General features: G+C 70.4%; 19 protein-coding genes. 7 read left to right on the top strand and 12 right to left on the bottom strand.

The genetic code is table 11. The annotated features are described in order from the left end of the window. Positions 1 to 407: 407 nt before the first annotated feature. The gene (locus tag DEJ46_RS30865; RefSeq protein ID WP_150271636.1) at positions 408 to 1,073 is read right to left on the bottom strand and encodes a DNA-3-methyladenine glycosylase; all 666 of its coding nucleotides are present in this window, start codon (positions 1,071 to 1,073) and stop codon (positions 408 to 410) included. Between the two features lie 87 nt (positions 1,074 to 1,160). Between DEJ46_RS30865 and DEJ46_RS30860 the strand changes: the two genes are divergently transcribed. The 3 genes from DEJ46_RS30860 (at position 1,161) to DEJ46_RS30850 (ending at position 3,185) form a co-directional block, all read left to right on the top strand. Beyond that, complete coding sequence (locus tag DEJ46_RS30860) at positions 1,161 to 1,943, top strand: sporulation protein (RefSeq protein ID WP_150271634.1); 783 nt, start codon at positions 1,161 to 1,163, stop codon at positions 1,941 to 1,943. A gap of 31 nt (positions 1,944 to 1,974) precedes the next feature. Beyond that, a complete protein-coding gene (locus tag DEJ46_RS30855) occupies positions 1,975 to 2,514 on the top strand; it encodes a YbhB/YbcL family Raf kinase inhibitor-like protein (RefSeq protein WP_150271632.1) in 540 nt (179 codons plus the stop codon). 164 nt (positions 2,515 to 2,678) lie between these two features. Then, on the top strand, positions 2,679 to 3,185 hold the full coding sequence (locus DEJ46_RS30850; RefSeq protein ID WP_055644289.1) for an HNH endonuclease: 507 nt from the start codon (positions 2,679 to 2,681) through the stop codon (positions 3,183 to 3,185). Positions 3,186 to 3,275: 90 nt separating this feature from the next. On the opposite strand, the gene DEJ46_RS30845 is transcribed toward DEJ46_RS30850, so the two are convergent. The 4 genes from DEJ46_RS30845 to DEJ46_RS30830 form a co-directional block, all read right to left on the bottom strand. Beyond that, positions 3,276 to 4,049: a sulfite exporter TauE/SafE family protein gene (locus DEJ46_RS30845; RefSeq protein ID WP_190622974.1), complete on the bottom strand. Its 774-nt coding sequence runs from the start codon at positions 4,047 to 4,049 to the stop codon at positions 3,276 to 3,278. 92 nt (positions 4,050 to 4,141) lie between these two features. After that, positions 4,142 to 5,080, bottom strand: coding sequence for an SPFH domain-containing protein (locus DEJ46_RS30840; protein ID WP_150271628.1), 939 nt, complete (start codon positions 5,078 to 5,080; stop codon positions 4,142 to 4,144). Positions 5,081 to 5,173: 93 nt separating this feature from the next. Beyond that, on the bottom strand, positions 5,174 to 5,605 hold the full coding sequence (locus tag DEJ46_RS30835) for an NfeD family protein (protein ID WP_150271626.1): 432 nt from the start codon (positions 5,603 to 5,605) through the stop codon (positions 5,174 to 5,176). Between the two features lie 76 nt (positions 5,606 to 5,681). Continuing rightward, positions 5,682 to 6,479, bottom strand: a complete 798-nt coding sequence (locus tag DEJ46_RS30830) for an ABC transporter ATP-binding protein (RefSeq protein ID WP_150271624.1) — start codon at positions 6,477 to 6,479, stop codon at positions 5,682 to 5,684. A gap of 135 nt (positions 6,480 to 6,614) precedes the next feature. On the opposite strand from DEJ46_RS30830, the gene DEJ46_RS30825 reads away from it, so the two are divergent. Further along, positions 6,615 to 7,418, top strand: coding sequence for a hypothetical protein (locus tag DEJ46_RS30825; protein ID WP_150271622.1), 804 nt, complete (start codon positions 6,615 to 6,617; stop codon positions 7,416 to 7,418). Positions 7,419 to 7,520: 102 nt separating this feature from the next. On the opposite strand, the gene DEJ46_RS30820 is transcribed toward DEJ46_RS30825, so the two are convergent. The 3 genes from DEJ46_RS30820 to DEJ46_RS30810 all read right to left on the bottom strand — a co-directional run bounded on the left by DEJ46_RS30820 (position 7,521) and on the right by DEJ46_RS30810 (position 9,699). Beyond that, entirely contained in the window at positions 7,521 to 7,763 is a 243-nt protein-coding gene (locus DEJ46_RS30820) for a chaplin (RefSeq protein ID WP_150271620.1), read from the bottom strand. Positions 7,764 to 7,916: 153 nt separating this feature from the next. Beyond that, positions 7,917 to 8,561 (bottom strand): response regulator, encoded by a 645-nt coding sequence (locus DEJ46_RS30815; protein ID WP_150271618.1) that lies wholly within the window; start codon positions 8,559 to 8,561, stop codon positions 7,917 to 7,919. Further along, a complete protein-coding gene (locus DEJ46_RS30810; protein WP_150271616.1) occupies positions 8,554 to 9,699 on the bottom strand; it encodes a GAF domain-containing sensor histidine kinase in 1,146 nt (381 codons plus the stop codon). Before DEJ46_RS30810 ends, DEJ46_RS30815 begins: the two co-directional genes overlap by 8 nt. A 199-nt stretch (positions 9,700 to 9,898) precedes the next feature. On the opposite strand from DEJ46_RS30810, the gene DEJ46_RS30805 reads away from it, so the two are divergent. Together DEJ46_RS30805 and DEJ46_RS30800 are read left to right on the top strand one after the other, a co-directional pair. Next, positions 9,899 to 10,603: an SDR family NAD(P)-dependent oxidoreductase gene (locus DEJ46_RS30805; RefSeq protein ID WP_150271614.1), complete on the top strand. Its 705-nt coding sequence runs from the start codon at positions 9,899 to 9,901 to the stop codon at positions 10,601 to 10,603. A gap of 425 nt (positions 10,604 to 11,028) precedes the next feature. After that, a complete protein-coding gene (locus DEJ46_RS30800; RefSeq protein ID WP_190622972.1) occupies positions 11,029 to 11,826 on the top strand; it encodes a transglycosylase SLT domain-containing protein in 798 nt (265 codons plus the stop codon). Between the two features lie 79 nt (positions 11,827 to 11,905). On the opposite strand, the gene DEJ46_RS30795 is transcribed toward DEJ46_RS30800, so the two are convergent. Further along, positions 11,906 to 14,494, bottom strand: a complete 2,589-nt coding sequence (locus tag DEJ46_RS30795) for an FHA domain-containing protein (RefSeq protein WP_150271612.1) — start codon at positions 14,492 to 14,494, stop codon at positions 11,906 to 11,908. A gap of 197 nt (positions 14,495 to 14,691) precedes the next feature. Here DEJ46_RS30795 and serB point away from each other — a divergent pair, with 197 nt between their 5' ends. Then, on the top strand, positions 14,692 to 15,906 hold the full coding sequence (gene serB / locus DEJ46_RS30790) for a phosphoserine phosphatase SerB (protein WP_150271610.1): 1,215 nt from the start codon (positions 14,692 to 14,694) through the stop codon (positions 15,904 to 15,906). A gap of 83 nt (positions 15,907 to 15,989) precedes the next feature. Here the strand turns inward: serB and DEJ46_RS30785 are convergent, their stop codons facing one another. The 3 genes from DEJ46_RS30785 to DEJ46_RS40575 all read right to left on the bottom strand — a co-directional run bounded on the left by DEJ46_RS30785 (position 15,990) and on the right by DEJ46_RS40575 (position 17,021). Then, the gene (locus tag DEJ46_RS30785; protein ID WP_150271608.1) at positions 15,990 to 16,508 is read right to left on the bottom strand and encodes a SixA phosphatase family protein; all 519 of its coding nucleotides are present in this window, start codon (positions 16,506 to 16,508) and stop codon (positions 15,990 to 15,992) included. Positions 16,509 to 16,543: 35 nt separating this feature from the next. Beyond that, positions 16,544 to 16,747 carry a hypothetical protein gene (locus tag DEJ46_RS30780; RefSeq protein ID WP_150271606.1) on the bottom strand — a complete coding sequence of 68 codons (204 nt, stop codon included), beginning with the start codon at positions 16,745 to 16,747 and terminating at the stop codon, positions 16,544 to 16,546. A 157-nt stretch (positions 16,748 to 16,904) separates the two neighbouring features. Further along, entirely contained in the window at positions 16,905 to 17,021 is a 117-nt protein-coding gene (locus tag DEJ46_RS40575; protein WP_099054269.1) for an SGM_5486 family transporter-associated protein, read from the bottom strand. Positions 17,022 to 17,038 lie beyond the last annotated feature (17 nt).

Genomic DNA, 17,038 nt, shown 5'->3' with positions numbered 1-17,038 from the left:
CCACAAGGGCTGGCAGGACTTTCAAAGGAACCTCGCCATCCGAAGATGGACGGGGTATCAACTAATCTGGCGTTGATTTTTGGCACGCTGTTGAGTTCTCAAGGTGCGGACGCTTCCTTTGTACTCACCCTCGCGGGCTTTCCTCCGGGCTTTTCCTTCGTTCCGAAGCTTATCAGATCTTTCCGATCCGATTTCCCCGGCGCTTTCCGGTCCCTTTCGCTTTCGCTCCGGGGCCTTTCGGCGTGGTCACTACTTTAGCTGATTTCTCGGGCGACTCATAATCGAGTCATTCGAATCAAATTTCGGAATACCGAAATAAGCCCCTGCTGGGGAATCATCGAGAGTAGTTGGGTGGCCACTACGGGGTGCTTGAACAAGCAGGCCCGTGTCTTGCGGCTCGGGCTACGTTAGTTGCTCGCAGGGCCGGAGTCAAGGCGGCGTTTCCGGGGCGTGTGGGGGCGGTACGGGCTGACGGTCGGGTCGTCGGTGATCCAGAAGCGCCAGGGGTGCGGGGCGCCGTCGCCGCCCACGCCCGTGCGGGGGCCGCTGCTGATGGTGTCGGGGGTCGGCGGAGTGCCGGTGAGGAGGGTCAGGGGGGTGTCCGGGTCGGCGGCGCAGGTGTCCGTGCCGTTCAGGGAGAGGGCGATGTCCAGGGCCGTGGCCAGGCGGGCCGGGCCCTTGGCCAGCTCCCTGTCCTGGCGGGCCGAGCGGCGGCGGGTGCGGGCCTGCTCCGCGCCGGTCAGGATCTCGCCGGCACGCAGGAGGACTCCGCTCGCCTCGCCCTCGGGGCCGCAGACCAGGTTGAGGCAGTGCCACATGCCGTAGGTGAAGTAGACGTACGCGTGTCCGGGTGGGCCGAACATGACGGCGTTGCGGGCGGTGCGGCCGCGGAAGGCGTGCGAGCCGGGGTCGATCGCGCCGGCGTACGCCTCCACCTCCGTGAGGCGCAGTTCCACCCGGCCCTCCGGGGAGGTGCGGACGAGGGTGCGGCCGAGCAGGTCGGGGGCGACCTCCAGGACGGGACGGTCGAAGAAGGCCCGCGGGAGGCGCGTACGGGAGGGGGTGTCGCTCATGGCGGCCGAGCGTAGTGGCGGGCGGCGGGGAACCGGCTACGGTCGTCGCGCGTATGTAGAGGTCAGTACCGAGAAGGAGTGGATGTCATGGGTTTCAAGAAGCTGCTCGCGAGCCTGGGTGCCGGTGGGGCCACCGTGGAGACCGTGCTCTCCGAGGCGAACGTGGTTCCGGGTGGTGTCGTCCAGGGTGAGGTGCGGATCCAGGGCGGCAATGTCGACCAGCAGATCGAGGCGCTTTCCGTCGGGCTGCAGGCGCGGGTCGAGGTCGAGGGTGGCGACCAGGAGCACAAGCAGGACATCGAGTTCCTCAAGGTGCGGCTGGGCGGTGCCTTCGAGGTGAAGGCCGGAGCGGTGCACGTGGTGCCGTTCGGTCTGGAGGTGCCGTGGGAGACCCCGGTGACGTCCGTCTCCGGTCAGCAGCTGCACGGCATGAACATCGGTGTGGTCACCGAGCTGGAGATCGCCCGGGCCGTGGACTCCGGCGACCTGGACCCGATCAACGTCCACCCGCTTCCGGCGCAGCAGGCGATCCTGGACGCCTTCATCGGTCTGGGCTTCCGCTTCAAGAGCGCCGACATGGAGCGCGGGCACATCCGGGGGACGCGGCAGAAGCTGCCCTTCTACCAGGAGATCGAGTTCTTCGCGCCGCAGCAGTACCGCGGTCTGAACCAGGTCGAGGTCAGCTTCGTCGCCGACGAGCGCGAGATGGACGTCGTCCTGGAGATGGACAAGAAGCCCGGTCTGTTCGGCGAGGGCAGCGACTCGTTCCGTGCGTTCAAGGTGGGGCTGCACGACTTCCACACGACCGACTGGGCGGCGTACCTGAACCAGTGGCTCGCCGAGGTCGGTGGCCGTCGCAACTGGCTCTAGCAGTAGGTACGGGCGATACGGAGGTTTCCACGTGTCCGAGGGCAAGAGTGCGCCGCTTCCTCATGACTTCCACCCGCCGGTGGCGGAGTTCACGGTCGTGAGTGACGACGTCACGCCGGGCGGAGTCCTGAAGGACGCACAGGTGTACGCGGCGGGGAACACCTCTCCGCACCTGCGCTGGGAGGGCTTCCCGGAGGGGACGAAGAGCTTCGCCGTCACGTGCTTCGACCCGGACGCCCCGACGGGCAGCGGGTTCTGGCACTGGGTGCTGTTCGACATCCCGGTGTCGGTGACGGAGCTGCCCGTCGGTGCCGGGTCGGGGTCGTTCGAGGGGCTGCCGGCCGGGGCCGTACACGTCCGGAACGACTACGGCGCGAAGGAGTTCGGCGGCGCCGCTCCCCCGGCCGGGGACCCCGCGCATCGTTATGTCTTCACGGTGTACGCCGTGGACAGCGCGAAGCTCGGGCCGGACGACGGTGCCTCGCCGGCGGTCATCGGTTTCAACCTGCGGTTCCACACGCTGGGCCGCGCCCAGTTGGTCGCCGAGTACGCCGCTCCCGAGGCAGTCTGATCGTTCGTTTGTTGTTTGCCCGCTTCTGGTCTTGGAGAGATCAGAAGCGGGCATCTTTTGTTGCACGGGAAATTACGTTGTCCGACCCCGGCCGGCCCGGCCATCGTTGATCCAGGCCCCACGCCCCGCTCCGGGGCGGGGCCGGCACACGGGAGGTGGGCACAATGCGGGACACGCTGGTACTGAACGCGAGCTTCGAGCCGCTTTCGACGGTCACACTCAACCGTGCGGTGGTGCTTGTCCTGCAGGACAAGGCCGTCGTCGAGCAGGCCCATCCCGAACTGCGGGTGCGAGGTGCCGCCGTCGATCTTCCGGTGCCGCGGGTGATCAGGCTCTGCCGGTACGTACGGGTGCCCTTCCGAAGACACGCCCCGTGGTCGAGGCGGGGGGTGCTGGTCCGGGACCAACACCGGTGCGCGTACTGCGGGAGGAGGGCGACGACCGTCGACCATGTCGTGCCGCGTGCCCAGGGGGGCGGGGACAGTTGGCTGAACACCGTCGCTTCCTGCGCCGAGGACAACCACCGCAAGGCCGACCGGACGCCGGAGCAGGCGGGGATGCCACTGCTGCACGAGCCGTTCGTTCCGTCGCCGGCGGACGCGATGCTGCTCGCGCTGCGGGCCGGTGAGCGGTCGGCGCTGCCGGAGTGGCTCGCGAACTCGGCCGCGTAGACCGTCTCGTACGGTGCCAGCCGTCTCGTACGGCTCGAGCCCGCCTTCCCTGTGGGGAGGCGGGCTCTTCCGTGGACCGGGCGGAGCCGGTTACTTCAGTGTCAGCTGGAGGATCGCGACGATGCCGACGGCGATGATCACCCCGCGCAGGACGGAAGGCGGCAGCTTGCGGCCGACCTTGGCGCCGATCTGGCCGCCGATGGTGGAGCCGACGGCGATGAGGAGGACGGCCGTCCAGTCGAACTCGGCGACGAAGAGGAAGAAGACGGCCGCGACGCCGTTGACGAGGGCGCCGAGGATGTTCTTGACGGCGTTGATCCGCTGCAGGGTGTCGTGGAGCAGCAGGCCCATGAGGGAGAGGTAGAGCACTCCTTGGGCGGCGCCGAAGTAGCCGCCGTACATGCTGGCGAGGCAGAGGCCGACGAGAAGGACGGGGCCGCCGTCGGGGTGGGCCACGGTGCCGGTCTGTTCGCGGCGCCGCTGTACGGCGGCGGCGATGCGGGGCTGGAGGAGGACCAGGACGAGCGCGAGGCCGATGAGGACCGGGACGATCGCGTCGAAGGCGTCGGACGGCAGGGCGAGGAGCAGGATCGCGCCGATGAGGCCGCCGAGGAGGGCCACGCCGCCGAGGCGGATGATGCGGGCCTTCTGGCCCTTCAGTTCGCGGCGGTAGCCGATGGCCCCGCTGATGGAGCCGGGGACGAGGCCCAGGGCGTTGGAGACGTTCGCGGTGATCGGGGGCAGTCCGGTCGCGAGGAGGACCGGGAACGTGATGAGCGTTCCCGATCCGACGATGGTGTTGATGGTGCCGGCGCCGATGCCGGCGGCGAAGACTGCCAGTGCTTCCCAGATGGACAACGCCATCTCCTTACATGGTCAGTGAGTCGCCTCCCCGCTCTGAGGTCGTCAGGGTCGAGGGGCTCGCACCGATCATGCACGAACTTTAGGTGTACGTGTCAGTCAACCGGGGGCTCTTCTCGCCTGGCGGCCGGTACGTCCTTGGTGTTGAAGCCGGGGACGCCGCCGCCCATGTTCCCGAAGGCGCCGGAGAGGCCCTTGAGGGCGTCGCCGATCTCGCTGGGCACGATCCAGAGCTTGTTGGCGTCGCCCTCGGCGATCTTCGGGAGCATCTGGAGGTACTGGTACGAGAGGAGCTTCTGGTCGGGGTCGCCGGCGTGGATGGCCTCGAAGACCGTACGGACGGCCTGGGCCTCGCCCTCGGCGCGCAGAGCGGCTGCCTTGGCCTCACCCTCCGCGCGGAGGATCGCCGACTGCTTCTCGCCCTCGGCGGTGAGGATCTGGGACTGGCGGGTGCCCTCCGCGGTGAGGATCGCGGCGCGCTTGTCGCGCTCGGCGCGCATCTGCTTCTCCATCGAGTCCTGGATGGAGGTCGGCGGCTCGATCGCCTTGAGCTCGACGCGGTTGACGCGGATGCCCCACTTGCCGGTGGCTTCGTCGAGGACGCCGCGGAGCGCGGCGTTGATGTCCTCGCGGGAGGTGAGGGTCCGCTCCAGGTCCATGCCGCCGATGATGTTGCGCAGGGTGGTGACGGTGAGCTGCTCGATCGCCTGGATGTAGCTGGCGACCTCGTAGGTCGCGGCCCGGGCGTCGGTCACCTGGTAGTAGATGACCGTGTCGATGTTGACGACGAGGTTGTCCTGGGTGATCACCGGCTGCGGCGGGAACGGGACGACCTGCTCGCGGAGATCGATCCTGTTGCGGATCGAGTCGATGAACGGGACGACGATGTTCAATCCGGCGTTGAGGGTGCGGGTGTAGCGGCCGAAGCGCTCCACGATCGCCGCGCTCGCCTGCGGGATGACCTGGATCGTCTTGATCAGGGCGATGAAGACAAGCACCACCAGAATGATCAGGACGATGATGACTGCTGACATCGTGTTCCCCGTGCCCTTCGCTACCGGTTGACTGCCGGACGGCTTTCGATGATCGAGTTTCCCAGACGGCGGAACGTCATGGGCGAGGTTCGGTCACATCACGACGGCCGTCGCGCCGTCGATCTCCACGACGTCGACCTGGTCGCCCGGTTCGAAGGTCAGTCCGCTGTCGAGCGCGCGGGCGGACCAGATCTCGCCGGCGAGCTTGATGCGGCCCCCGCCGGCTGCGTCGACCCGCTCCAGGACGACGGCCTGACGCCCCTTCAGGGCGTCGATGCCGCTGGCCAGTCGGGGCCTGTCGTCGCGGTGGCGGGCGGCGATCGGGCGGACCACCGCGATCAGGGCCACCGAGGCGACGGCGAAGACGATCACCTGCGGGGTGACGCCGAAGCCGAGCGCGGCGGTCACCGCCCCGGCGACCGCGCCGACGGACAGCATGCCGAACTCCGGCATCGCGGTCAGGACCAGCGGAATGCCGAGCCCCACCGCGCCGATCAACCACCAGACCCACGCGTCGATGTCCACGTGGTCATGGTAGGGCGGTGGGGTCCCTCCGGGACAGGGCGCGGGCGGCTGTGCGGGACGCCGGCGCTCCGGTCCGCTACTTCAGGGGCAGGCCCTGGGCGGTCCAGCGGTCGCCGACGCGCTCGACGACGAGCGGGAGGCCGAAGCAGAGCGAGAGGTTACGGGAGGTCAGCTCCATCTCCACCGGGCCGGCGGCGAGGACCTTGCCCTGACGGATCATCAGGACGTGGGTGAACCCGGGGGCGATCTCCTCGACGTGGTGCGTGACCATGATCATGGAGGGGGCGTACGGGTCACGGGCGAGGCGGCCGAGACGGCGGACGAGGTCCTCGCGGCCGCCGAGGTCGAGACCGGCGGCGGGCTCGTCGAGGAGGAGCAGCTCGGGGTCGGTCATCATCGCGCGGGCGATCAGGGTGCGCTTGCGCTCGCCCTCGGAGAGGGTGCCGAACTTGCGGTCCAGGTAGTCGTTCATGCCGAGGCGGTCGAGGAAGGCCTTGGCGCGCTGCTCGTCGACCGGGTCGTAGTCCTCGTGCCAGGTGGCCGTCATGCCGTACGCGGCGGTGAGGACGGTCTGGAGGACGGTCTGGCCCTTGGGCAGCTTCTCCGCCATGGCGATGCCGGCCATGCCGATGCGGGGGCGGAGTTCGAAGACGTCGGTGCCGACGCCGCCGAGCTGCTCGCCGAGGATCGTGGCGGATCCCTTGGTGGGGAAGAGGTAGCTGGAGGCGATGTTCAGAAGGGTGGTCTTGCCGGCGCCGTTGGGTCCGAGGATCACCCAGCGCTCGCCCTCCTTGACCGACCAGGAGACCTCGTCCACCAGAGCCCGTCCGTCGCGGACCACGGATACGTCCACCAGCTCCAGTACATCGCTCATGAGCGCGTTGTCTCCCCTTGCGGTCGAGTCGTGTCGTCGCCTTGCACCGATGGGCGCGGCGTCCAGGGGAAAACCTACGTTATCGACGGAGCGGGCCGGTCCCTAGGGCGTCCTTTGAGTCCTTAGTCTGGGGGGATGCTTTCGGAACCACGCTCAGGACGCCTGGCCGCCTGGGGCAATGCCCTGCTGGCCGGGGCGGTGTCGCCGGACGACGCGGCGCTGGCCATTGTCGGGGAGGACGCGGTGCACCGCGTGGAGGGGCTGCCGGGTGAGGCGGCGCCGGTGGGGCTGACGCTGGCGCTGGGCCGGCTGCGGCAGCTCGGGGTGACCGGGTGGCGGGTGGCACTGCCCGCGCCGGGGCATCCGCTGGGGTTGAGCGGGCCGCCGGATTTCAACGCGCGTGCCCTGGAGGCCGCGGAGGCCGTGGTCGGCTTCGGCGCACCGTACGGTCTCGTGCCGGAGGTCTCGGAGGCGGGGCCGGCCGGTGACGTGCACGTGGAGGTCGTCTGGCGCTGCCTCGCCGTGCGGGAGGCTCCGCCCGCGGACGTGCCGTCGCTCGGCGAGGCCGAGCGGGAGCTCGCCGAGGCGCTGCGGGATGCGACGGCCGTGCTGACGCGGCTGGACGTCGCGGCCTCGGGTCCGGCGGCCGACGCGGCACGCGAGGCGTACCGGGCGCGGGCGGAGGTGGGGCGGGAGGTGCTCGCCCCCGGCTATCCGCCGCGGGCCGTGCGGGTCCTTGAGCTGGCCCAGCGGATCGGTCTCCTTGTGGACCTGGCGTACGACCACGGGCACGGGGGTGCGGTCAGCGCCTCGGAGATGGCGGCTCGGGGGGAGGCGCTGCGGCCGGTGGAGCGGGTGGCGCGGCGGGCTCAGGTCGCCGCGTACAACTCTTATGTGGAAGAGAGGGAGCGCGAGAGGGAGCGGGAACGGGGGTTCTGAAACCCCGGCCCCCTCGTCGGGGCCCGAGCGCTTCGCGCGGAGGCTGGGGAAAAGGGGCCGGCCCCCGGGGGATCTTCCGGGGGCCGGTGGTTCTGGGGTGGCTCAGCCGTTGAGGGCGTGGTTGCCGAAGGCCGGGTTGAGCAGGCCGATCACGTTGACCGTGTTGCCGGAGACGTTCACGGGGACGTGGACCGGGACCTGCACCAGGTTGCCGGACGCGACGCCCGGCGAGTTGAGGGCCTTGCCGTTGGCCTCGGCGCCGTGGGCGGAGGCGACACCCGCACCGGCGGCGATGATGCCACCGGCGACCATGGTGACGGCAGCGGCCTTCTTGAGGTTCTTCACTTGGTACATCCTCCTGGTCATCGCTGCGGCCGGTCCGCCGCAGCACGCCATGGAGAACGCCGCCGCTCCCGTCGGGTTGCGCCGAACGGGGGATATACACACGACGGTATGAATGACTGAACGGTCGTGCGCCCCGGCGCGCTGGGGGGCGCGTCAGTCGGTGAGGCCGTGGCGGACTGCCCAGAGGGCGGCCTGGGTGCGGTCCGCCAGGTCGAGTTTCATCAGGATGTTCGAGACGTGCGTCTTGACCGTCTTCTCGGAGAGGACGAGCGCGCGGGCGATCTCTCGGTTGGACCGGCCGTCCGCGATCAGGCCGAGGACCTCGCGCTCGCGCTCGGTGAGGGTCGTGCCCCGCCCCGTACCGCTCGGCTGGTCCTCCTGGCTGAGGAGTGCCTCGGCGACCTCCGGCTGGAGCAGGACGTGTCCGGCGTGGACGGAGCGGATGGCACCGGCCAGGGCCTCGGGGTCGATGTCCTTGTAGACGTATCCGGAGGCTCCGGCGCGGAGCGCGGGGACGACCGTGCGCTGTTCGGTGAAGCTCGTGACGATGAGGACCCTGGCCGGGTTGGCGAGCTCGCGGAGCCGCTTCAGCGCCTCGATGCCGTCGGTGCCGGGCATCTTCACGTCCATGAGGACCACGTCGGGGCGGAGCTCCTCGGCGCGGGCGACGCCTTCGGCGCCGTCGGAGGCCTCCCCCACCACCTCTATGTCCTCCTGCACCTCGAGGAAGGTGCGCAGGCCGCGGCGGACGACCTGGTGGTCGTCGACCAGCAGGACACGGATCGGCTTGTCAGCCACCGGGAACCTCCATCTCGATCGTGGTGCCCTCGCCGGGGGCCGAGGTCACGGTGAGTCCGCCGCCGACGCCGCCCGCCCTGTCCCGCATGGAGACCAGGCCGAGGTGGCGCCCCGCGCTGCGGACCGTGCGCGGGTCGAAGCCCTTGCCGTCGTCGGTGACGGTGAGCCGCGCGCCCGGGCCGCTGCGGGCCAGGGTGACGGTGACGAGCTCGGCCTCGGCGTGGCGCAGGGCGTTGTGCAGGGCCTCCTGGGCGACGCGGAGCACCGCCTCCTCCTGGGCCGCGGGCAGGGCGCGGATCCCCGGGCTCTCGAAGGTGACCCGGGCCGTGTGCGCGCGGTCCATGACCTGGATCTGGGTGCGCAGGGTGTGGACGAGGCCGTCCTCGTCGAGCGCCGCCGGGCGCAGTTCGACGACCGCCGCTCGCAGCTCGTCGGCCGCCTCGGCCGCGAGGACGGCGACCTGCTGGAGCTCGTCCTTGGCCCGGGCCGGGTCGCGGTCGACGAGGGCTGCCGCCGCCTGGGCCGTGAGCCGGAGGGAGAAGAGCTTCTGGCTCACGGCGTCGTGGAGCTCGTGGGCGAGCCGGGAGCGCTCCTCCGCGATGGTGAGCTCGCGGCTGCGCTCGTACAGCCGGGCGTTGGTGAGGGCGATGGCCGCGTGCTGGGCGAGGATCGAGAGCAGTTCCTCGTCCTCCGCCGTGAAGCCGCAGCTTCCCGTCTCCTTCGGACAGCGCTTGTTGGCGAGGAAGAGGGCGCCGAGGATCTCGTCGCCGTCCCGCACGGGGAGGCCGAGGAAGTCGGACATCTCGGGGTGGGCCGCGGGCCAGCCCTCGAAGCGGGGGTCCTCGCGCACGTCGGCGAGGCGCTCCGGCTCGGCCTTGTGGAGCATCGCCGCGAGGATGCCGTGCTGCCTCGGCAGCGGGCCGATCGCCTTCCACTGCTCGTCGCTGACGCCGTCGACCACGAACTGGGCGAAGCCGCCGTGGTCGTCCGGGACGCCCAGCGCCGCGTATTCGGCGTCGAGGAGCTCGCGGGCGGAGGCGACGATCGTCTTGAGGACGTCGCGGACCTCCAGGTGGCGGCTCATCGCGAGGAGGGCGGTGCTCACGGCGGCGAGGCCGGAGCTCGGTCGGTGGCTCATGTGTTCACCGTACCGGCGGGGTGTGACCGTGCGTATCCGCCCGGGGACCGCGTGGGAGGGGGACCCGGGACCTAGGACCCATGGCCTCGGCGGGCCGGGCGCCCGGCCGAGGCGGCGGGGCCCGGTCGTGCCGGAGGGTGGGGTCCGGCGGCGTCCGCGGATCGTGCGGGGCGCCACGGATACATAGGGGGACGGGGTCATGGCTGTCGCGATCGTCACGGGGGCGTCGAAGGGGCTCGGCCGGGCGCTTGCCCACGCGCTTGCCGGACGGGGCTGGGACCTCGTCCTGAACGCCCGGACCGCGGGAACGCTGGCGGAGAGCGCGGCCGCTCTCCGCGCGGCGCACGGCGCGCGGGTGGTCGCTCTGCCCGGCGATGTCGGGGACGCCGCGCACCGGCGGGCGCTGGTGGCCGCGGCCCGGGACCTCGGCGGGCTCGATCTGCTGGTGAACAACGCCGGCGTGCTGGGCGCCGCTCCGCTCCCGCGCCTCCAGGACCAGCCGCTGGACGGTCTGCGGGCCGCCCTGGAGACGAACGTCGTCGCGGTGCTCGGTCTGGTGCAGGAGAGCCTGCCGCTGCTGCGGGCGAGCGACGCGGGGGCGGTGATCATGCTCAGTTCGGAGGCGGCCGTCGAGCCGTACGCGACGTGGGGCGGGTACGGGGCGTCGAAGGCCGCCGTCGACCTGCTGGCGGGCGTGCTCGCCGTCGAGGAGCCCGCGCTGCGGGTGTGGGCGGTCGACCCGGGTGACATGGAGACGGACATGTACGCGGCCGCGGAGCCCTCGGGGATCGGTACGCGGCCCTCTCCGGACTCCGTCGTGCCGGGCTTCCTCCGGCTGCTCGACCGGCGGCCGGCCAGCGGGCGGTGCGTGGCACCGGAGCTGGCGCGGGAGTCAGTGGGGTGAGGGTGTGAAGGGGTGAGGGGGTGAAGGGGCGCCTCCGGTCGTAGGCCGGGGGCGCCCCTTCTCCTCCCTGCGGAGGACCTGGCGAAGGCCTGTGGAGGGCCTACGGAGGACCTGCCTCACCGTCTGCATTGCTGTCGCAACGCGTGGTGAGTTTGTTACGTGCCCGATGTGAGCCCGCGCATAGGACCCACATCACTTACGAAGACCCCTAGTGGACGCCGCGAGGCCAGATAGACGTGGAGGAATCTGGCCACACAGGGCATTCCATGGCCCGTGCACGGGCCCCTGATCCACTACCCGGGATCGTACGTCACACCTTTGCCACACGTTTTTGCTGCCGCTAAGAATTGCCCCCGTCGCCGCCGAAGCAGGCGCAGCGCCGCCCCCGGCGAGCGACCCCCCAGCGATTCGAAGAGGTAGTCCTGATGTCTGCGAACACTCCCGGCCACAGTCGTGGTCTGAAGAAGACCCACAAGGCCACGATCGCCGGCGTCGCCGCTCTGGGCGCGGCCGCGCTCACCCTCTCCCTCGTACCGGGCAACGGTGGCTCCACCGAGACCGAGCCCCAGGCCCTCTCCCACACGCAGCAGGTCGCCTGGTCGTACGACGCCGCCAGCCCGCAGGCGAAGGCGCTGGCCGCCAGCGTCACCGAGCAGCAGACCACCATCGGCCTGAAGGCCAAGCAGGAGGCCGACGCCAAGGCCAAGGCCGCCGCGAAGGCGAAGGCCGACGCCCAGGCCGCCGCCAAGGCCAAGGCCGCCGCCAAGGCGAAGGCCGACGCCCAGGCCCGGGCCAAGGCCGCCGCGAAGGCGAAGGCCGCCGCCAAGGCCAAGGCGGACGCGAAGAAGCGCGCCGCGGAGAAGGCCGCCGCGAGCCGTTCCGTCGCCCGCACCCCGGTCTTCGCGAACAACCTCGACGGCTGGATCCGCGAGGCGCTGTTCATCATGGACAAGCACAACATCCCGGGCACGTACAACGGCCTGCACAAGAACATCATGCGTGAGTCCAGCGGCAACCCGCGGGCCATCAACAACTGGGACATCAACGCCATCAACGGCGTCCCGTCGAAGGGCCTGCTGCAGGTCATCTACCCGACCTTCAAGGCCTACCACATCCCGGGCACCAAGTTCGACCAGTACGACCCGGTCGCCAACCTCGTCGCCGCCGCCAACTACGCGGCCGACCGCTACGGCTCGATCGACAACGTCAACAGCGCGTACTGATCCGCTGTCGCACCTCCTGTACGCCGAAGGGCGGCACCCCCTGTGCGGGGTGCCGCCCTTCGGCGTACTGCCTCGGTCGTTACTTGCGCATGACCTCGGGCTCGTGGCGGCGCAGCAGCCGCGCCACGACGAAGCAGCAGACGACCGCCATCAGGAGCTGGATGCCGAGGTCCAGGCTCCACTGGCCGACCGTGTGCTCCCACAGGGGGTCGGTGTCGGTCGGGTTCTTGTGGTCCCACGGCGGCATGAGGCGGGCCAGGTCGAGGGTGGTGCCGGCGCCGGCGATGCCCCAGCGGGAGGGCATCAGCCAGGCGAACTGCTCCAGGCCGGGCGAGCCGTACACCTGGAAGAGGATGCCGGTGAAGACGACCTGGATGATCGCGAACATGACGAGGAGCGGCATGGTCTTCTCGGCGGTCTTCACGAGCGCGGAGATGACCAGGCCGAACATCATCGAGGTGAGGCCGAGGGCGATCACCTGGATGCAGAGCTCGACGGCCGGGGGCATGAAGAGGCCCTCCGCCGGCAGCGCGCGGGTGGAGAAGCCGATGCCGCAGATGATGACGCCCTGGAAGGCCGTGATGAGGCCGAGGACGATCACCTTGGACATCAGGTACGCCGAGCGGGAGAGGCCGGTGGCGCGTTCCCTCTCGTAGATGACCCGCTCCTTGATCAGTTCACGGACCGAGTTGGCGGCGCCGCTGAAGCACATGCCGACCGCGAGGATCAGCATGATCGTGCCCGCGTCGCCGTTGAAGCGGGACGGCGGCGTCGGCGAGCCGAGGCCGAAGTCCGCGGGGATGACGACCGAGACCGCGCCGAGGACGGCCGGCAGGATCACCATCAGGCCCAGGAAGCCCTTGTCGGAGGCGATCACCGAGACGTAGCGGCGGATCAGCGTCCACAGCTGGGAGCCCCAGCCCTGCGGCTTCGGCGGGCGGGCCATCGCCTGCTGCGGCATCTGGACGGGCTGCGCGGCGACGGCGTCGATGTCCGCGGCGTACATCTGGTAGTGCTGCGAGCCCTTCCAGCGGCCCGCCCAGTCGTAGTCGCGGTAGTTCTCGAAGGCGGAGAAGACGTCGGCCCAGGTGGAGTAGCCGAAGAAGTTCAGCGCCTCCTCCGGCGGGCCGAAGTACGCCACCGAGCCGCCGGGCGCCATGACGAGGAGCTTGTCGCAGAGGCCGAGCTCGGCCACCGAGTGGGTGACGACGAGGACCGTGCGGCCGTCGTCGGCGAGGCCGCGGAGCAGCTGCATGACATCGCGGTCCATGCCCGGGTCGAGGCCGGAGGTCGGCTCGTCCAGGAAGATCAGCGACGGCTTGGTGAGGAGCTCCAGGGCGACGGAGACGCGCTTGCGCTGGCCACCGGAGAGGGAGGTGACCTTCTTCTCCTTGTGGATGTCGAGCTTGAGCTCGCGCAGGACCTCGTCGATACGGGCCTCACGCTCGGCCTCGGCGGTGTCGCCGGGGAAGCGGAGCTTGGCCGCGTAGCGGAGCGCCTTCACGACGGTCAGCTCCTTGTGCAGGATGTCGTCCTGCGGGACCAGACCGATGCGCTGGCGCAGCTCGGCGAACTGCTTGTAGAGGCTGCGGTTGTCGTAGAGGACGTCGCCCTCGTTGGCCGGGCGGTAGCCGGTCAGCGCCTTGAGCAGCGTGGACTTTCCGGAGCCGGACGGGCCGATGACGCCGATCAGCGACTTCTCGGGGACGCCGAAGGTGACGTCGCGGAGGATCTGCTTGCCGCCGTCGACCGTGACCGTGAGGTGGCGGGCCGAGAAGGAGACGGAGCCGGTGTCGACGAACTCTTCGAGCTGGCCGCCGACGATACGGAACGTCGAGTGGCCGACGCCGACGATGTCCTGCGGGCCGAGGACGGCGGAGCCGCCCTTCGGGATCGGCTGGCCGTTGACGTACGTGCCGTTGTGCGAGCCGAGGTCGCGGATCTCGAAGCGGCCGTCGGGCGTCGCGTGGAAGTCGGCGTGGTGCCGCGAGACCTGGAGGTCGGAGACGACCAGCTCGTTCTCGAGGGCACGGCCGATGCGCATGACGTGGCCGAGGTTGAGCTGGTGGAACGTGGTGGGGCTGCGGTCTGCGTAGGCCGACGACGCGGCCACCGGTCCGCCGCCGGGAACCTTCTGCGCGAGCTGCTCGACGGGGCCACCCTGCCCCGGGTGCCCGGCCGGGCCCTGCTGGTGCGGGACCTGCTGGTGCGCGGGGGCGTGTCCGCCCTGCGCACCGTGCTGCGGCCAGCCCTGCTGCTGCGGGGGTGCCTGGTGCGTGGCCCAGTCGGCCTGCGCCGCGGCGGCGGGCTGATGGGCCGGGGCCTGATGAGCCGGGGCCTGCTGCTGCGGTACGGCGGCCGCGCCGGAGGCCGCGAGATTCAGCCGGGGGCCGTCGGTCGCGTTGCCGAGGTTGACGGCCGATCCGGGGCCGATCTCCATCTGGTGGATCCGCTGCCCGTGGACGAACGTGCCGTTCGTGGAGCCGTGGTCCTCGATGACCCAACTCCGGCCGCCCCAGCTGATGGTGGCGTGACGCCACGAGACCCTGGCGTCGTCGATGACCAGGTCGCCCTGAGGGTCCCTGCCCAGGGTGTACGACCGGGACGGATCGAGCGTCCAGGTCCTGCCGTTCAATTCCAGTACGAGTTCTGGCACTCCGAGCCCCACTACTTGTCCCCCGATGTACCCCCGTGTTCGGGAGTCCAGGGATGGCGAATCATCCTGGGGAACTATTTCAGGCCCGGTCCCGTATCGGAAAGTCGGGCCGTGTGAAGACCTTCGAGGCATGTCGTCGACCACTCGGGTGTCCGCTGGGCGGGACGGGGGGTCAGGTGGCACGCGGTGCCCGATACGGTGGAACCACCATGAGCGCATCGCAGACCTCAGACGTTCCCACCCTTCTCGTCAAGATCTTCGGCAAGGACCGTCCCGGGATCACCGCCGGACTCTTCGACACCCTCGCCGCCTACTCCGTCGACGTCGTGGACATCGAGCAGGTCGTCTCCCGCGGCCGGCTCGTCCTGTGCGCGCTCGTCACCGAGCCGACCGTCGCCTCGCAGGGCGAGCTGAGGGCGACCGTCCACAGCTGGGCCGAGTCCCTGAAGCTCCAGGCCGAGATCATCTCCGGTACGGGTGACAACCGGCCGCGCGGTGAGGGACGCTCGCACGTCACCGTGCTCGGCAACCCGCTCACCGCGGAGCAGACGGCGGCCATAGCGGCCAGGATCGCGGAGTCGGGCGGCAACATCGACCGTATCTTCCGCCTCGCGAAGTATCCGGTGACGGCCGTGGAGTTCGCCGTCTCGGGCTGCGAGACCGAGCCGCTGCGGACCGCGCTGGCGACCGAGGCCCACACCATCGGGGTGGACGTGGCCGTGGTCTCCGCCGGGCTGCACCGGCGGGCCCAGCGGCTCGTCGTCATGGACGTCGACTCGACCCTGATCCAGGACGAGGTCATCGAGCTCTTCGCGGCGCACGCGGGGTGCGAGGACAAGGTCGCCGAGGTGACGGCGGCCGCGATGCGCGGCGAGCTGGACTTCGAGCAGTCCCTGCACGCGCGGGTGGAGCTGCTGGCCGGGCTCGACGCCTCCGTGGTCGACAAGGTCCGCGCGGAGGTGCGGCTGACGCCGGGGGCCCGGACCCTGATCCGTACGCTCAAGCGGCTCGGCTACCAGGTGGGCGTCGTCTCCGGCGGGTTCACGCAGGTCACCGATGATCTGAAGGAGCGGCTCGGCCTCGACTTCGCCTCGGCCAACACGCTGGAGATCGTGGACGGCAAGCTCACCGGGCGGGTGACCGGCGAGATCGTGGACCGTGCGGGCAAGGCGCGGCTGCTGCGCCGGTTCGCCACGGAGGCGGGTGTGCCGCTGGCGCAGACCGTGGCCATCGGCGACGGGGCCAACGACCTGGACATGCTGAACGCGGCGGGTCTCGGGGTGGCGTTCAACGCCAAGCCGGTGGTGCGCAAGGCCGCGGACACGGCGGTGAACGTGCCGTTCCTGGACACCGTGCTCTATCTGCTGGGGATCACGCGCGAGGAGGTCGAGGTCGCCGACGGCGGCCAGGACCTGCTGCACTGAGCCATCGGTTCGCCCGTACGGAGAGGGCCCGGTCGTCGTCGGACGACCGGGCCCTTTCGCGTACGGAGCGGGGGTACGGCTCGTCAGTCGTGCGGGGCCCAGAAGTGCACGAGCCGCGCGGTGCCGAGCTCGACCGCCTTCCAGGAGCCGTCGAAGGTGAGGACGGCGAACGCGGAGGCGGGGAAGCCGCTGCGGTTCATGCGGGACTGGGCGTCGCCGTCCGCGTCGCCCGCGAGGGCGTCGGCGAGGCCGTGCATCCCGGGGTTGTGGCCGATGAGGAGGAGGTTGCGGACGTCTTCCGGGGTCTCGTTGAGCAGGGCGATGAGCTCGCCGATCGAGGCCTCGTACAGTCGCTCCTCGTACACGGTCTTGGGGCGCTGCGGCAGTTCGTGCACGGCCAGCTTCCAGGTCTCCCTGGTTCTGAGGGCGGTCGAGCAGAGGGCCAGGTCGAAGGCGATGCCGGTCTCGGCGAGCTTGCGGCCCGCGACGGGGGCGTCCGTGCGGCCTCGGTCGGCGAGGGGGCGCTCGTGGTCGGACTCCTGGTTCCAGTCTGCCTTGGCGTGGCGGAGCAGCACGATCCTGCGGGGTGTATCGACGCTCATGGTCAACAGCTTCGCACGGAACGGCCTGCGGTGACTCAGGGAGCGAGCGTTTGCTGGAGCTGCTGAAGGACCCGGCCGACCCCCTGGTCGTCAGCGGTCGCCTGGGCCCCACCCGGCCCCGCTATGAGCAGGAGCAGGGCGGCGAACGCGACCACGGGGAGGGCGAGCGCCCACCAGGGCAGCCGGGTGTCGACGCGGGTCGGCAGGGGCCGGGTGCTGGTGTGCGTACGGGCCGACATGGCCGCCTCCGAGGGGGTGGGAGAACCGTGCGCCGTCGTCTCCGACGGTTGTCTCCAACCTACGGACCGGGAGTCCGCCGGCCCATCAGGTGATCCACCCACTTCACCCTGACACTCGCCCCCTAGGGGATGCGGGGGTTAACCCCACCCCGGGGGGTCACGGGGAGGCGAGAGAGGCGATCACACCGATGACCACCGTGATGCCGAGCATCGCACCGAGCACGATGAGCAGCTTCTTCTGGCCGTTCTGGGGATTGGGTTCGAGGACTGGCATGGGACCAGTCTCGCATC

It is taken from the genome of Streptomyces venezuelae (assembly GCF_008642375.1).
Classification (GTDB): Bacteria; Actinomycetota; Actinomycetes; order Streptomycetales; family Streptomycetaceae; genus Streptomyces; species Streptomyces venezuelae_G.
The sequence above is the reverse complement of the archived record's forward strand: the minus strand, read 5'-3'. Positions and strand labels throughout refer to the sequence as shown.

What these genes read in the sequence shown, in the direction of transcription:
- DEJ46_RS30810 (WP_150271616.1), bottom strand. Translation starts at nt 9,699, where the DNA reads ATGAGCCACCGACCGAGCTCCGGCCTCGCCGCCGTGAGCACCGCCCTC.
- DEJ46_RS30840 (WP_150271628.1), bottom strand. Translation starts at nt 5,080, where the DNA reads ATGTCAGCAGTCATCATCGTCCTGATCATTCTGGTGGTGCTTGTCTTC.
- DEJ46_RS30780 (WP_150271606.1), bottom strand. Translation starts at nt 16,747, where the DNA reads ATGTCGGCCCGTACGCACACCAGCACCCGGCCCCTGCCGACCCGCGTC.
- DEJ46_RS30845 (WP_190622974.1), bottom strand. Translation starts at nt 4,049, where the DNA reads ATGGCGTTGTCCATCTGGGAAGCACTGGCAGTCTTCGCCGCCGGCATC.
- DEJ46_RS30860 (WP_150271634.1), top strand. Translation starts at nt 1,161, where the DNA reads ATGGGTTTCAAGAAGCTGCTCGCGAGCCTGGGTGCCGGTGGGGCCACC.
- DEJ46_RS30785 (WP_150271608.1), bottom strand. Translation starts at nt 16,508, where the DNA reads ATGAGCGTCGATACACCCCGCAGGATCGTGCTGCTCCGCCACGCCAAG.
- DEJ46_RS30805 (WP_150271614.1), top strand. Translation starts at nt 9,899, where the DNA reads ATGGCTGTCGCGATCGTCACGGGGGCGTCGAAGGGGCTCGGCCGGGCG.
- DEJ46_RS30830 (WP_150271624.1), bottom strand. Translation starts at nt 6,479, where the DNA reads ATGAGCGATGTACTGGAGCTGGTGGACGTATCCGTGGTCCGCGACGGA.
- DEJ46_RS30800 (WP_190622972.1), top strand. Translation starts at nt 11,029, where the DNA reads ATGTCTGCGAACACTCCCGGCCACAGTCGTGGTCTGAAGAAGACCCAC.
- DEJ46_RS30865 (WP_150271636.1), bottom strand. Translation starts at nt 1,073, where the DNA reads ATGAGCGACACCCCCTCCCGTACGCGCCTCCCGCGGGCCTTCTTCGAC.
- serB (WP_150271610.1), top strand. Translation starts at nt 14,692, where the DNA reads ATGAGCGCATCGCAGACCTCAGACGTTCCCACCCTTCTCGTCAAGATC.
- DEJ46_RS30850 (WP_055644289.1), top strand. Translation starts at nt 2,679, where the DNA reads ATGCGGGACACGCTGGTACTGAACGCGAGCTTCGAGCCGCTTTCGACG.
- DEJ46_RS40575 (WP_099054269.1), bottom strand. Translation starts at nt 17,021, where the DNA reads ATGCCAGTCCTCGAACCCAATCCCCAGAACGGCCAGAAGAAGCTGCTC.
- DEJ46_RS30825 (WP_150271622.1), top strand. Translation starts at nt 6,615, where the DNA reads ATGCTTTCGGAACCACGCTCAGGACGCCTGGCCGCCTGGGGCAATGCC.